15 protein-coding genes are annotated in these 13660 nt (G+C 40.4%); 13 read left to right on the plus strand and 2 right to left on the minus strand.

The features are described 5' to 3' along the window. The first annotated feature begins 65 nt into the window (after positions 1-65). Genes G573_RS0103695 through G573_RS0103720 form a run of 6 tightly spaced genes read left to right on the plus strand, consistent with a single transcriptional unit; the run spans position 66 to position 4238 of the window. Positions 66-467 (plus strand): PTS sugar transporter subunit IIA, encoded by a 402-nt coding sequence (locus tag G573_RS0103695; RefSeq protein ID WP_027975444.1) that lies wholly within the window; start codon positions 66-68, stop codon positions 465-467. After that, positions 464-934 (plus strand): PTS sugar transporter subunit IIB, encoded by a 471-nt coding sequence (locus tag G573_RS0103700; RefSeq protein ID WP_027975445.1) that lies wholly within the window; start codon positions 464-466, stop codon positions 932-934. Before G573_RS0103695 ends, G573_RS0103700 begins: the two co-directional genes overlap by 4 nt. A gap of 22 nt (positions 935-956) precedes the next feature. Then, positions 957-1736: a PTS mannose/fructose/sorbose/N-acetylgalactosamine transporter subunit IIC gene (locus tag G573_RS0103705; protein ID WP_027975446.1), complete on the plus strand. Its 780-nt coding sequence runs from the start codon at positions 957-959 to the stop codon at positions 1734-1736. A gap of 11 nt (positions 1737-1747) precedes the next feature. Beyond that, positions 1748-2563 (plus strand): PTS system mannose/fructose/sorbose family transporter subunit IID, encoded by an 816-nt coding sequence (locus G573_RS0103710; protein WP_027975447.1) that lies wholly within the window; start codon positions 1748-1750, stop codon positions 2561-2563. 33 nt (positions 2564-2596) lie between these two features. Continuing rightward, entirely contained in the window at positions 2597-3562 is a 966-nt protein-coding gene (locus tag G573_RS0103715) for an SIS domain-containing protein (protein ID WP_027975448.1), read from the plus strand. A 55-nt stretch (positions 3563-3617) separates the two neighbouring features. Further along, positions 3618-4238: an HAD family hydrolase gene (locus G573_RS0103720; RefSeq protein ID WP_027975449.1), complete on the plus strand. Its 621-nt coding sequence runs from the start codon at positions 3618-3620 to the stop codon at positions 4236-4238. Between the two features lie 249 nt (positions 4239-4487). Here the strand turns inward: G573_RS0103720 and G573_RS0103725 are convergent. Continuing rightward, positions 4488-5833 (minus strand): IS3 family transposase gene (locus G573_RS0103725; RefSeq protein ID WP_169364438.1). Its coding sequence is split into 2 segments (ribosomal slippage): positions 4488-5377 and positions 5377-5833, totalling 1347 coding nucleotides; the frame shifts between segments, so codons are not numbered across the junction. Positions 5834-6105: 272 nt separating this feature from the next. Between G573_RS0103725 and G573_RS0103735 the strand changes: the two genes are divergently transcribed. Genes G573_RS0103735 through G573_RS0103765 form a run of 7 tightly spaced genes read left to right on the plus strand, consistent with a single transcriptional unit; the run spans position 6106 to position 12459 of the window. Then, positions 6106-6987, plus strand: coding sequence for a substrate-binding domain-containing protein (locus G573_RS0103735; RefSeq protein WP_027975452.1), 882 nt, complete (start codon positions 6106-6108; stop codon positions 6985-6987). Between the two features lie 10 nt (positions 6988-6997). Further along, positions 6998-7843, plus strand: coding sequence for a phosphate ABC transporter permease subunit PstC (gene pstC, locus G573_RS0103740; RefSeq protein WP_027975453.1), 846 nt, complete (start codon positions 6998-7000; stop codon positions 7841-7843). Between the two features lie 2 nt (positions 7844-7845). Beyond that, positions 7846-8730 carry a phosphate ABC transporter permease PstA gene (pstA, locus tag G573_RS0103745; RefSeq protein WP_027975454.1) on the plus strand — a complete coding sequence of 295 codons (885 nt, stop codon included), beginning with the start codon at positions 7846-7848 and terminating at the stop codon, positions 8728-8730. Beyond that, a complete protein-coding gene (pstB, locus tag G573_RS0103750; protein ID WP_027975455.1) occupies positions 8723-9472 on the plus strand; it encodes a phosphate ABC transporter ATP-binding protein PstB in 750 nt (249 codons plus the stop codon). Before pstA ends, pstB begins: the two co-directional genes overlap by 8 nt. Next, complete coding sequence (gene phoU, locus G573_RS0103755; protein WP_027975456.1) at positions 9469-10125, plus strand: phosphate signaling complex protein PhoU; 657 nt, start codon at positions 9469-9471, stop codon at positions 10123-10125. Before pstB ends, phoU begins: the two co-directional genes overlap by 4 nt. Beyond that, the gene (locus G573_RS0103760) at positions 10122-10799 is read left to right on the plus strand and encodes a winged helix-turn-helix domain-containing protein (RefSeq protein WP_027975457.1); all 678 of its coding nucleotides are present in this window, start codon (positions 10122-10124) and stop codon (positions 10797-10799) included. Before phoU ends, G573_RS0103760 begins: the two co-directional genes overlap by 4 nt. After that, on the plus strand, positions 10792-12459 hold the full coding sequence (locus tag G573_RS0103765) for an ATP-binding protein (protein ID WP_027975458.1): 1668 nt from the start codon (positions 10792-10794) through the stop codon (positions 12457-12459). The genes G573_RS0103760 and G573_RS0103765 overlap by 8 nt, the downstream gene beginning before the upstream one ends. A 298-nt stretch (positions 12460-12757) precedes the next feature. On the opposite strand, the gene G573_RS0103770 is transcribed toward G573_RS0103765, so the two are convergent. Then, positions 12758-13510: a MurR/RpiR family transcriptional regulator gene (locus G573_RS0103770; RefSeq protein ID WP_027975459.1), complete on the minus strand. Its 753-nt coding sequence runs from the start codon at positions 13508-13510 to the stop codon at positions 12758-12760. Positions 13511-13660: the final 150 nt, after the last annotated feature.

Below are 13660 nucleotides of genomic sequence, written 5' to 3' on the forward strand. Positions count from 1 at the left end.
AAGCATATTGAATTTAATTTTGGGTAAAAATAATACGTTATAATACGTTATGTAAAGGAGGATACATGATAATCTTAGCAAGTCATGGAAAACTGTCGGAAGGAATGAAGCACACAGTGGAAATGATTACAGGTTCCCAACCTAATCTTTTCGCATTTTCAGCTTATTGTAATGGAATTGAATCGATTAAGGATTTAGTGAAAGAAACAATTAAAGGAGTAACTGACGAAAGAATTATTATTTTAACAGATGTTTTGGGAGGCAGTGTTAATACGGAGATGACCGAACTACTATTAGATTTTTCAAAGGTTCAATTAATTACTGGTATGAATTTGCCTTTAATCTTGACCTTATTAACACTTAGCGAAGAGGCAGACATTACAGATGCCATTAATGAAGGAAAAAATAGTCTCATATCAATAAATCAGTTGATAGAAGATTCAAATTTGGAGGATGATGACCTATGATTAAATTGGTTAGAATTGATTACCGTCTCTTGCATGGTCAAGTTGTCTTTGCTTGGAGTAAAACATTAGGTATTGAGAGAATAATTGTTATAGATGATGATACGGCTACAGATGAGTTCAAAAAGATGTCTTTAAGCCTGTCCAAGCCTTCAGGAGTCAAGTTGAATATCTTTACTCTTGAAACTGCACTAAGTAAAATGCCTAAAGTAGAAACTTTAAATGAGAATATCATGATTATTTTAGGTAGTACTGCAGTAGCACGTGCATTTTGCGAGGGATATCCAAAAATTTCTGAAATCAACTATGGTGTTCTTCCTAAAAAAGAAAACGCTACGCAATACAGTCAAGCCATTTATCTTAATAAAGAGGAAGTGGAGGATTCACGTGTTTTAAAAAATATGGGAATTAATCTCTTTATGCAACAGGTTCCGACTTCAAAAAAAGAAAGTCTGTCAGATAAACTTTAAAACTATATAAGGAGGGCAAACAATGTTTGTAAAAGCTGTTTTACTAGGATTAGTTGGTGTTTTCTGTGTCCTCGACTCTCGTTTGTTGGGACGTTTGAATTTTGAAAGACCGCTGATTGTCAGTACCTTGGTAGGTATTGTTTTAGGAGATGTTACTCAAGGATTAACGATTGGGGCATCTTTGGAATTAATGGCTTTGGGTCTTGTTAATATTGGGGCTGCTGCACCGCCGGATATGAATATGGCAGCTATTATTGCTACAGCATTTTCTATTCTATCTCATGCAAATACCGAAACGGCCTTGACCATTGCAGTTCCAATCTCTGTTTTAGGACAACTATTAGGTGTATTAATGAGGACAATTCTGTCTAATTTAACACATGTCGCTGATGACATGATTTCAAGAGCTAATTTTACCGGTGCACTCCACATGCATATTGTTTGGGGAACAGTTTTATATTCTTTGATGTATTTTGTTCCGATTTTCTTAGCAATTTATTTTGGTACTGACTTAGTAAGAGATATTGTAACTATGGTACCTAAATGGTTAACAACGGGATTAGGAGTAGCTGCTAAAATTCTTCCGGCCTTTGGTTTCGCTTTACTGTTACAAACAATGCTGACGAAAAAAATGCTTCCGTTTTTACTGTTAGGTTTTCTAATCACTGCTTACTCTGGTTTAGGGGTGACTGGAGTGGCTCTCTTTGCATGTTTGGTAGCCTTCTTTATGGCTGATGTAAAATTTTCTACAGCTACGGTTTCTGCAGACAATGAAGCAGATCCTCTGGATGATGACTTATAGGAGATAGATAAATGGCAAAAACAACAAATGAAGACAAGAAAAGATTTAGACAATTTTTCTGGCGTTCGTGGGCAATTCAGGCTTCCTGGAATTATGAACGTCAAATGAATATGGGATTTTTGTACGGTATTGCTCCAACCTTAGATCGTCTCTATCCGGATGCCAAAGATCTTCCTCGAAAAAAGGAAGCTTATGAGCGTCACATGGCTTATTATAATTGTACTCCTCAAACAAGTGCTTTTGTTTTAGGCTTGTCGGCGTCAATGGAAGAACAGTATGCTAAAAATCCTACAGATTTTAACCCAGATGTTATTAACGCGATGAAGACGAGTTTGATGGGACCTCTATCTGGGGTTGGTGATTCATTTTTCCAAGGTACGATTCGCATTTTGGCTTTTGGTTTGGGAATTACTCTGGCACGGCAAGGAAGCATTTTGGGACCAATTCTTGCAATGTTCATATCTTTTGTCCCTTCTTATTTAGTAACTTATTATGGTGGGAAATTAGGCTATCAAGTCGGTCAAAAATATCTTACTCGACTTTATTCTGAAGGATTGATGGATAAGGTAATGTATGTTTGTTCAATTGTCGGTCTAATGGTTATTGGTTCAATGATTGCTAGTATGATAGGCATTACGACACCACTTACTACCGGCAAGAGCTTTATCCTTCAAGATGTTTTGGATGATATCATGCCGCAGATGCTGCCTTTGTCTCTGACCTTCTTGATGTACTGGTTATTGCAAAAGAAGGTCAGTGTTACTTGGATGCTGGTTATTTCGATTGTGGGGGGTATTATTTTAAGTGCTCTGGGCGTATTGGCATAAATTTATAATTTGTAAATAAAAGGAGGAATTTATATGAATTCAAAAGACATTATTTCAGAAATTGTTGGTTCTAACGACATTACATCTGTTATGTTTGTTGGCTGCGGTGCGTCAAAAGGTGAACTTTATCCGGCAAAATATTTTTTAGACCACAATGCCAAAAGCTTGCAAGTTAGCCATTATACTGCTAATGAATTTAATTTTGCAACACCTGCAAATCTTGGTTCTTCAACAATTGTTATTTCTGCTTCATTAGGGGGAACTACGCCGGAAACGGTTGAGTCCAACAGTATTGCAAAAGAACATGGTGCCCATGTTATTACTCTAACCAGATCTGAAGGCTCACCTCTGACAGTTGATGCCGATTATACCATTGTTCATAGATTTGCAGAGAGCTATTCTGCTAAATTGGAAAAAATGGGTTATGCTCTTGAGTTAGCTGTGGAAATTTTGAATCAAGTAGAAGGTTACGAGTACTATCCTGATATGATTGATGGGTTGAATCGTATTTATGATTTTTGTGATGATGCTGTAAAAACAGTAGAAAAGGATGCGAAGCATTTTGCAGAGCAATATAAAGATGCGCCTGGCATCTATGTGATGAGCAGTGGAGCAACAGCTGAGGTTGCTTACTCTTCCTCGGTTTGTCTGATGATGGAAATGCAGTGGATCAACTCAGGCAATTTTCACTCTGGTGAATTTTTCCATGGACCATTTGAAATTGTAGAAAAGGATGTTCCTTTTATTCTCTTTATGAATGAAGGAAGTACTCGTCCGCTTGACGCTCGTGCTCTAACTTTCCTACAGCGTTTCGATGCCAAGGTCACAACTTTGGATGCGCTTGATTTTGGTTTGTCGTCAGCTGTTAAGAAAACAGTTGTAGATTACTTTAATCCATTTGTGATTACAGCGGTTTTCAGAGTTTACGCCGAACAACTGGCTATTGCAAGACAGCATCCTTTGACTAAACGTCGCTACATGTGGAAATTGGAATACTGATAAGTGTATTAATGGCTGGGGGAACTCAGCCTTTTGAATTTGGAGAGACTAGGATATGTTTGACGGTGTTATTTTTGATATGGATGGTGTCTTAATTGATAGTGAACGTTTTTATTTTAAGCGTCGCTTAGATTTTTGTTCAGAAAATGCAATTGTTCCAAAAACTAAGACGATTGAGGCTTTTATTGGAGAAACTAATGAAAAAATATGGGAAATGCTAATCCCTGATGATACTTCCAATAAAGAGGACTTAAAAAGGAGATATAAGGTTTATATGGAAGAGCACTCGCTTGATTTTAAAAAAGCGATGAGACCAGAAGTTTTAAAGCTTTTTCAGGAAATTACAAAAAGGAAGAAGAAACTTGCTATTGCGTCATCTTCCCCCTACAGGGAAATTAAAAAGATGCTAGTAGAGACAGATTTAGAAAAATATGTCAATTTTGTGATCAGTGGAGAGGAGCTTAGAGAGAGTAAACCTCATCCAGAAATTTATCAACGTGCACAAAGTGCTCTTGGTCAAGGGAAATACTTAGCTGTAGAAGATTCTGAACTTGGTATCCAATCTGCTAAAGCTGCTTGTCTTTATACACTCGCTTTAAGTCAAGATTATTGTATCGACCAGAAAAAGGCTGATAAAATTATTTCAAATCTCAAAGAAGTTCTAAATTATTTATAATTAACCTGAAGGCAGAGAGATTCCTCATATCTGTTATTTGGTTACTATTATATAGTTGTTTGTTGCTAAACTTTTTACAATCACAATGCTTTCTAGAAGAACCAAACTTTCTTGTTAAATCAATTCTTCTTTTTAAATTATCAACTGCCTTTTTGATATCGTACTTTAAAAATGGTAATATTCCAATATCAACAGTTATCGGCACTTCATGCTTTACTGTACTGACCCCAAAAAGTTGGACAAGAACTATTATTGAAAGGATTTGGTTCTGTATTGAACAGGGCTAAATCCTTTTAATTTTGTCTTAATGCGTTTGTGATTGTAATAAAAAATATAGTCTGTGATGGCTCGTTCAAGCTGGTCTAGCGATTTGAAGGTCTTTTCATAACCATAAAACATCTCAGATTTAAGGATACCAAAGAAGGATTCCATCATCCCGTTGTCAGGACTATTACCTTTACGAGACATGGAAGGATGAATGCCCTTAGATTCCAAAAAATGATGATAAGACTGGTGTTGATACTGCCATCCTTGGTCACTATGGAGAATAGTTCCTTCATAATGATTAGCTGGAAATGCCTTCTCAAGCATGGTTTGAACTTGCCTTAAGTCCGGTGATCGCGATAAGGTGAAGTCAATAATCTCACTATTATAACCATCTAGAACAGGTGATAGATAGAGCTTTCCTTCTGGTAGAGCAAACTCAGTTACATCTGTATAACACTTCTCATAAGGCTGAGAACTTTCAAACTGACGTTTAATCAGATGATCAGCTTTCTTGCCGACCTCGCCTTTGTAAGAAGAATACTTGCGTTTACGACGGATACGAGCAGCCAATCCCATTTCTTTCATCAGACGTTGAACCTTCTTGTGATTCACACAGAACCCACGATTGCGAAGCTCCAAGTAAATCCGACGATAACCATAATTTCCCTTGTGCTCATCGTAAATGGCTTGGATTTCGGACTTGATAGCTTTGTCCTTGTCAGCTTTATCCAGTTGCTTCACCTGATAATAGTAGGTGGAACGAGGCATTTTAGCTGTCGCAAGTAAGAGGTCTAGTCGGTATCCTCCTTGGACCATCTCTCTAATTGTTTCTGATGTTCGTGCGCTAGAGCCTCGTCCCTTTCCTCTAGCTCCTTTAACTTTTTTAGGAAGGCCACCTCAGTACGTAGACGTTCATTTTCTTCCTGAAGGCGTTCCAGTTCTGTCATTTCTTCCCAAGTTTTCTTTGGTTTACGTCCCATTTTAGGTATCCTTCCTCTTGGTTTCTCAAGAATAGTATACCCGTTTTTCTTGTATTGCGTTATCCATCTTGAAAGCATACTAGAATTTGGTAAAGCATAATCTAAGGATGTTTGTTTCTGAGAGTGGCCGCCAATCAGGACTTTATCTATTATCTCTTGCTTCAGTTCTGGAGGATAATAACGATTCTTACCTTTTTGAACAATGGCTATCCCATACCTATCAATCAGGCGAAGCATGTATTTGAGATCGGATTCTGCAATACTAAATTTATTGGATAAGGATTTAATTGACTCTCCGATTTGTCGTAACTCATAGATTTGAATCTTGCTTTCATAGCTTAATTTCATAAAAATAGCACCCCAATCGTTAGATTTTACGTCTAACTTTTGGGGTGCGGTTCATTACATCATGGAGTGTTTTTGTGTGCTTTCGAACTTTTTGGGGGATCTGGCTTGGAAGGGCTCAATAAAGCCCTTTATCGCAGGGCTGTTAGGGGAGAAAAGCTGTCGGTGCCTAGATATTTTACAAAAACTTTACACAATCAAGGTAAAAGATTTGATGTTCGGTGCGTATAATAAAGGCTGTAAGATTAATATGTCTTTTAGATTAGGAGTCTATCATGAAAAAATTGAAATTCTTATCGGCGCTTGCAGTGACAGGTTTGGCTGGTTTAGCTTTATTGAGTGCCTGCGGCAGTTCTAGTGAAAAATCGTCTTCGCAGACGATAAATGTTGTTTCCCGTGAAGATGGATCGGGAACACGGGGAGCTTTTGTTGAGCTGTTCGGAATTGAAGAGGAAAAGAGCAACGGCGAAAAGGTTGATTTGACAACCGATAAAGCAGCTGTAACCAATTCAACTGCCGTGATGCTGACAACAGTTGCCGGAGATGAGAATGCTATCGGTTATGTTTCCATGGGCTCTTTAGACGATAAGGTTAAGGTTGTGTCAATTGACGGCGCCAAGGCATCGGTAGAGAATGTCAAAAACGGCAGCTATAAAATTTCCCGTCCATTCAACATTGTGACGCAAGATAAGATTAGCGACGTGGCTCAAGACTTCATCAGCTACATTATGAGCAGCGATGGTCAAAAAGTTGTTGAAAGCAACGGCTATATTGCAATTGATGGGAAAGAAAAATACGAATCCAGTGTGGATTCCGGAAAATTAGTTATCTCAGGTTCAAGTTCAGTAACACCTGTTATGGAAAAGCTTAAAGAAGCTTATCTGAAAGTCAATCCTAAGGTGACGATTGAAATTCAGCAAAGTGATTCTTCAACCGGAATTACCAACGCTATTGATAAGACCTGTGATATCGGAATGGCTTCAAGAGAGCTTGAAAAATCTGAAACCTCAAAAGGTGTTAAATCACAGGAAATTGCTCTGGACGGAATTGCTGTTATTGTCAACAAAGGCAATGATATCAAGGAATTGAGCAGTAAACAAGTTAAAGCAATCTTCAAAGGCGATACAACAAAATGGGATGATATTCTCTCAAAATAAGGAGCTATGAATGAATCATTCTAAAGAAAAAGTAATGCAAGCGGTATTCTTTCTTACCGCCTGTATTTCTATTATATCGGTTATTTTAATCTGTGTTTTCCTTTTTTCAAGCGGTATTCCTGCCATTCAAAAAATAGGTCTTAAGGATTTTCTTCTGGGAACTGTTTGGCAGCCTGCCAATAATATGTATGGCATCTTTCCTATGATTGTGGGATCCGTTTATGTGACTCTGGGAGCCCTTGTGATAGGGGTTCCTATTGGTGTGCTGACAGCAGTTTTTATGGCCAGATTTTGTCCGGAAAAAATTTACAGGCCCCTGCGCAGCGCTATCAATCTCATGGCAGGCATTCCGTCTGTTGTTTACGGTTTCTTTGGTCTCGTGGTTTTAGTGCCTTTTGTCAGGGAACATATCGGCGGATTTGGTATGGGTGTTCTTACGGCATCAGTTTTGCTGGGATTGATGATTTTACCAACCATTATCAGCGTTTCTGAATCGGCCATCCGAGCAGTGCCCAATAGTTATTATGAAGGCGGGCTGGCTCTGGGAGCCTCGCATGAACGCAGTGTCTTTTTTGCCGTTTTGCCGGCAGCCAAACGGGGAATTCTGGCGGCGGTCATTTTAGGAATCGGCCGTGCGATTGGTGAAACCATGGCTGTTATCATGGTTGCCGGCAACCAAGCTGTTTTGCCTGATTCTCTGACATCCGGCATTCGAACCCTGACCACCAATATTGTTATGGAAATGGGTTACTCAAGCGGCCTGCATAGAGAAGCTTTAATCGGGACAGCGGTTATTCTGTTTATTTTTGTCCTTATTATCAATATCAGTTTCTCCCTGCTTCATAAAGAGGATTAGTCATGGAAAAGGAAAACATCAATCAACGAAATTTTCAGCAGCAATTAAAATCCTACAAGCAGGATCCGGTCTCTCTGGTTTTATTCCTGCTGGTATATGGTGCAGCCGTTCTTACTTTTGTAGCTATTATCTTTATTGTGGGCTATATCTTAATCAAGGGGATTCCCAATCTCAGTTCTAAACTTTTTGAGTTTAAGTACACCAGTGAGAATGTCTCCTTGCTCCCTGCCCTTGTTAATACTGTCTTTATCACGGTTTTGTCCCTGGTTTTGGCAGTTCCTATTGGTATCGGGGCATCTATTTATTTGACAGAATACGCCAAGCGGGAAAATCCTTTTGTTTCTGTTATCCGTATTGCAACAGAGACACTTTCAGGAATTCCGTCCATTATTTACGGTCTCTTTGGTGCACTTTTCTTTGTGAAATATGCGCATTTTGGCCTGTCACTCCTGTCCGGGTCAGTGACCCTGAGTATCATGATTTTGCCCTTGATTATGCGGACGACAGAAGAAGCCCTCTTATCCGTGCCGGACAGTTATCGTGAAGGCAGTTTTGCTCTTGGTGCCGGCAAGCTCCGCACGATTTTTCACATCGTGCTGCCGAGTGCCATGCCGGGGATCTTTTCAGGTGTTATTCTGGCTATCGGGAGAATTGTCGGTGAATCGGCTGCCCTTATCTTTACAGCAGGAACAGTAGCCGAAGTTGCTAAGAGTGTTTTTCGCTCTTCCAGAACCCTGGCAGTGCACATGTATGCTATTTCGGGAGAAGGACTGTATATTAACCAAACCTATGCGACAGCAGTTGTCTTGCTGGTGCTGGTGATTATAATCAATCTCTTATCGGAGACAATTGCAAGAAAATTAGGAAGTGAGACAGGCAATGAGTAAATTAGCCATCAATCATTTGGATTTGTATTACGGGGATTTTCATGCCTTAAAAGATGTCAATCTGGCTATTGAAGAACATGAAATAACAGCCTTTATCGGACCGTCAGGCTGCGGGAAGTCAACCCTTTTAAAGAGTCTCAACCGCATGAATGATCTTGTTAAAAACTGCAGAATCACCGGCGATGTGCTGCTTGATAAGCAAGATGTTTACCGCGATATTGACATCAATGTTTTACGCAAAAAAGTCGGCATGGTTTTTCAAAAACCCAATCCTTTCCCCATGAGCATCTATGATAACATTGCTTTTGGTCCGCGGACGCACGGTATTCATGCTAAAGCCCAGCTGGATGAAATCGTTGAGCACTCTTTGAAAAATGCTGCTATCTGGGACGAGGTCAAGGATCGGCTGACGAAATCAGCTCTTGGTCTGTCAGGCGGCCAGCAGCAGCGCTTATGCATTGCCAGAGCCTTGGCTATTGAGCCAGATGTACTGCTAATGGATGAGCCAACCAGTGCCCTAGACCCTATTTCCACTGCTAAAATCGAAGATCTGGTAACAGAACTTAAGAAAAAATATACCATTGTGATGGTTACTCACAACATGCAGCAGGCGGTCCGTATTTCTGATAAAACAGCCTTTTTCCTCCTGGGAGAAGTGGTTGAATACAATAAGACCAGTCAGCTCTTTTCACTGCCGCAGGATAAACGGACGGAAGAATATATCACAGGGAGGTTTGGTTGATGCGTTCAAAATTCGAAAATCAGCTTAATGAGTTAAATAAGGATTTAATCTTAATGGGGGCTCTTTGCGAAGAAGCCATTTCCAAATCTCTTGATATTTTAGAAGATGATGAATTTTATCTGGTTAATAATGTCAGTGAAATTGCCGCTCAAACCGATCAGCTGGAAAGAGATATCGAGTCACAGTGTCTGAAACTCCTGCTTCGGCAGCAGCCGGTAGCCAAGGATTTGCGGCGGATATCAGCTGCTCTTAAAATGATTTATGACATGAAGCGTATTGGTTCTCAGTCTGCTGAGATTGCCAGTATTATCGCCTTAAAGCACATTAAATCAGGGCAAAAAGAAGTTCAAATTCTCCAAGAAATGGCACGCTTTGTCGTTCAGATGGTAACAGACAGCATTGATGCTTTTGTCCGTGACGATGAAGCTCTGGCGCAAGAAGTTATCGTTAAAGACAGCCATGTTGACCAACAATTTGATACAATAAAAGAAGGCCTGATTACATACTTTACCGAAGCAGATGCGGACGGCGAGTATGCAATTGATGCCCTGATGGTTTCAAAATATATTGAGCGAATCGGAGACCATGCAGTTAATATTGCCAAGTGGGTGCTTTTTTCAATCACAGGGCAGTTAGATGGAGAAGCAACATGATATTTTGCATTGAAGATGACGATGATATCCGTGAGCTGATGCTATATACCCTGCGCACTGCGGGTTTTGAGGCTCAAGGGTTTCCTGACAGCCAGTCTTTCTGGCGGGCTCTGAATAAAGAGCAGCCCGAACTCATTCTTTTAGATATTATGCTGCCTGAGGAAGATGGGATCAGTATTTTAAAAAAGCTGCGCGCAGACAGCGGCAGCTCCCATATTCCTGTTATCATGGCAACAGCTAAGGGAACCGAGTACGACAAGGTCAAAGGCTTGGATTTGGGAGCAGATGATTATCTGGTCAAACCCTTTGGAATGATGGAGATGGTATCTCGCATTAAGGCCGTGCTGCGCCGCAGCGGGAGCATTCAAAAAGATGAAGAGCTCACTTTTGGTCAGCTGAGGCTCAATCCGCGCAATTACACAGTGACACGAAACGGGGCAAGGATTGATCTGACACTCAAAGAATTTGAACTGCTGTCAACACTAATGCGCCATCCCAGCCGTGTTTTTACCCGTCAGGAGCTTTTGGATAAAGTGTGGAGCGACAACTTCCTGATTGAAACGCGGACAGTGGATGTTCATATCGGTACCTTGCGGACAAAGCTGGGTCCTTGCGGGGAATACATTCACACCGTGCGCGGAGTTGGCTATCGAATGGAGGAGCCGCATGACTAAAAAACTATTCCGGTCGATTTTATTAGCCAGTATTGGTGTTGTTCTGTCTTCTTTGATTTTAATAATGGGGGTGCTCTACCGCTATTTTACAGATGTAGAAATGGAGCAGCTGCAGACGCAGACAGCTTTAGCCGCCCAAGGGATTTCTCTGGAGGGTGAAGATTACTTTGACAGTCTGAAAACGTCCAATGTCCGTATCACCTGGGTGGATAATACCGGCAAGGTTCTCCATGATACCAAGTCCAATCCGGCTAAGATGAGCAACCACGGCAATCGTGAAGAAATCAAAGAAGCCTTGAAAGACGGTTACGGAGAAAGCACACGCTATTCATCAACGCTGACCCAGCGCTCGCTCTATGTTGCCCAAAGGCTGGATAATGGAACAATTGTCCGCCTGTCGGTCACACAGCGCAGCATTCTTCTCTTACTGCTGGGCATGCTGCAGCCCTTGATTCTGATTGTGATTCTTGCGGTTGTGCTTTCAGTCTTTGTGGCCAGATACACAGCCAGAAAGCTTGTCTTACCTCTTAATCATCTGAATTTGGAGGAGCCGCTGGCCAACGATGTTTATGAAGAACTGTCACCGCTTTTAAGGCGCATCGACCAACATCAAAAAGAGCTGAGCAAACAAGATGACCTGCTGACAAGACGCAAAAAAGAATTTGACACCATTATTTCCAAAATCAAAGAAGGCATGATTTTGTTAGATGAAAAGCGTTCTATTATCAGCATTAATGCAGCCGCGATGCAGCTGTTTCAGACAGATAACAGCTGTATGGGCAAAGATATTTTAGAAATAACACGCGATATCACACTCAACCAGCTTTTAGAAGAAGGCCTGAAAGGCAAGAAAAAAGAAGGCTTACTCACTTTTGGCAAGGAGAATTACCGTGTGCTGATACGGCCGATTAGCTCAGACAGCAAGGTGACCGGTGTCATGATTTTGCTGTTTGATGTTACCGATCAGCTGCAGGCAGAAAACATGCGTCGGGAATTCACGGCTAACGTTTCCCATGAGCTAAAGACCCCTTTGCATTTGATCTCCGGCTACTCTGAAATGATGACCAATGATTTGGTTTCTGATCAAGATGTGCAGCAATTTTCAGAAAAAATCTACATTGAGTCACAGCGCATGATTCAGCTGGTTGAAGATATTATCAATTTATCTCATTTAGACGAGTCTTCTCAAGTAGCGATGGAAACTGTCGATCTGTATCAAGTGGCAAAAAATGTGATGGACACCCTCTCATCAAAGGCAACCCAAAAGAAAGTGTCTCTGCATTTGTCAGGAGAGTCAGCTCAGCTAACAGGCAATCCGGCTCTGCTCCATTCAGTTATTTACAATCTTTGTGACAATGCGATTAAGTACAATCGCGAGCACGGCGATGTTTATGTCAGTGTGAAACCTCAGCAGGATACAGTTGTCTTGGAGGTCAAAGACAATGGCATCGGAATTGATGAGAGTGAGCAAGAGCGCATCTTTGAGCGTTTTTACAGAGTGGATAAGAGCCGCTCGAAAAAAGTCGGCGGCACAGGCCTGGGACTCTCCATCGTCAAACACGCTCTACAAATCCATGACGCCGCAATCACTGTCCAAAGTATCCAAGGCCAGGGAACAACCATGACAGTTACCTTTAAAGGGGAGTCAGGAGAACTCTAAAACGAATCTAACATTTTCTTACTGTCAATCTGATACTGCTTTGATAGATGCAAAACGAGGCTGGGTTTTTAGCTCAGCCTCGTTTTTGAGTTTTTATCAATGCAGTGAATTGATATTAACAGTGCCTCTTTTGAGTTGATTTAGAGTTGATAAAGGGGAGTAAGAAAAACTGATTAACCCTGCCGGTTTGAGTTTAAACAGCTTTCCAGACGACAAATATCAGTACAGCGGCTTCAGTCCTAACTAATTGTGCAGAAGGAAAGCTGAATTCAACAGCTCCTTGGCAGCTTTATTTCAATCATCCTAGCTTCTCATGAATTAAATTGAGAAGGATTTCCACAAAAATAATGGCTACAGACTGGATATCGACAATGGACTGCTGGCTGAATACACTTCCGGGGAGGACAATGGTGTGTCCAAAATACTTAGCAGATGTAGCTTTTTCATTAAGAGTGATTAAGTAAGAGTTTTGAGGCATATTATTTTGCAGAGCAGACAGAATCCTTTTGTAGTTGGAGATACTGCCAGTCACGGAAAACATAATCAAAGTGTCTTCCTCGCTGATGATATTAGTCAAATGGGAGCCGCTGTTTAAGTCCCCTGCAAAATGGCTGGCAATACCGATATTTTGCAATCCCATGTATAAATATTTAGCTGGCAAAGAAGACAGGTAAATACCAAAAATATGTAAGTTTTTTGGGGTTAAAATGGCCTGAGTTAAGCGTCTGATATCATCACGGTTAAGAGCGCGTATCTGATTGATGAGACTTGCGTAATTATCTGTCATCTGATCTAAAATATCAACAGAATCCCGTTTATAGTGATGGTGGAGATAATCAATCGCTGCATAGCGGAAGTCTTTAAAACCTTTGTAGCCTAGAGTTTGACAGAATCGCAGAACTGCAGATGTTGATGTGTGTGACAGTTCAGCGATTTTGGTAATAGTAAAAGTCTCTAAGCTTTCAATATTTTTGGTTACATATTGGTAGACTTTCCATTCAGTCTTTGAATAATCTGATTTATGTTGTTCAATGTTTTCTAAAAAATTCATAGTCATTTTACCTGTATATATTGTAGAGTAAAATAAAAAAAATGTCAAAAGAAGTCGAAAATTTTATCAAATCCTGTTGACAACGCTTTTAAAAGGTCGTATAATTTCTGTAAAAAATAACAATTTTTTTTGACAATTTTATCAAAAAGG

This window comes from Streptococcus devriesei DSM 19639, from assembly GCF_000423725.1.
Classification (GTDB): domain Bacteria; phylum Bacillota; class Bacilli; order Lactobacillales; family Streptococcaceae; genus Streptococcus; species Streptococcus devriesei.

Coding starts and splice junctions, on each gene's coding strand:
- G573_RS0103765 (WP_027975458.1), top strand. CDS start 10,792: ATGACTAAAAAACTATTCCGGTCGATTTTATTAGCCAGTATTGGTGTT.
- G573_RS0103705 (WP_027975446.1), top strand. CDS start 957: ATGTTTGTAAAAGCTGTTTTACTAGGATTAGTTGGTGTTTTCTGTGTC.
- G573_RS0103715 (WP_027975448.1), top strand. CDS start 2,597: ATGAATTCAAAAGACATTATTTCAGAAATTGTTGGTTCTAACGACATT.
- G573_RS0103770 (WP_027975459.1), bottom strand. CDS start 13,510: ATGAATTTTTTAGAAAACATTGAACAACATAAATCAGATTATTCAAAG.
- pstC (WP_027975453.1), top strand. CDS start 6,998: ATGAATCATTCTAAAGAAAAAGTAATGCAAGCGGTATTCTTTCTTACC.
- pstA (WP_027975454.1), top strand. CDS start 7,846: ATGGAAAAGGAAAACATCAATCAACGAAATTTTCAGCAGCAATTAAAA.
- G573_RS0103700 (WP_027975445.1), top strand. CDS start 464: ATGATTAAATTGGTTAGAATTGATTACCGTCTCTTGCATGGTCAAGTT.
- pstB (WP_027975455.1), top strand. CDS start 8,723: ATGAGTAAATTAGCCATCAATCATTTGGATTTGTATTACGGGGATTTT.
- G573_RS0103695 (WP_027975444.1), top strand. CDS start 66: ATGATAATCTTAGCAAGTCATGGAAAACTGTCGGAAGGAATGAAGCAC.
- G573_RS0103710 (WP_027975447.1), top strand. CDS start 1,748: ATGGCAAAAACAACAAATGAAGACAAGAAAAGATTTAGACAATTTTTC.
- G573_RS0103720 (WP_027975449.1), top strand. CDS start 3,618: ATGTTTGACGGTGTTATTTTTGATATGGATGGTGTCTTAATTGATAGT.
- G573_RS0103735 (WP_027975452.1), top strand. CDS start 6,106: ATGAAAAAATTGAAATTCTTATCGGCGCTTGCAGTGACAGGTTTGGCT.
- G573_RS0103760 (WP_027975457.1), top strand. CDS start 10,122: ATGATATTTTGCATTGAAGATGACGATGATATCCGTGAGCTGATGCTA.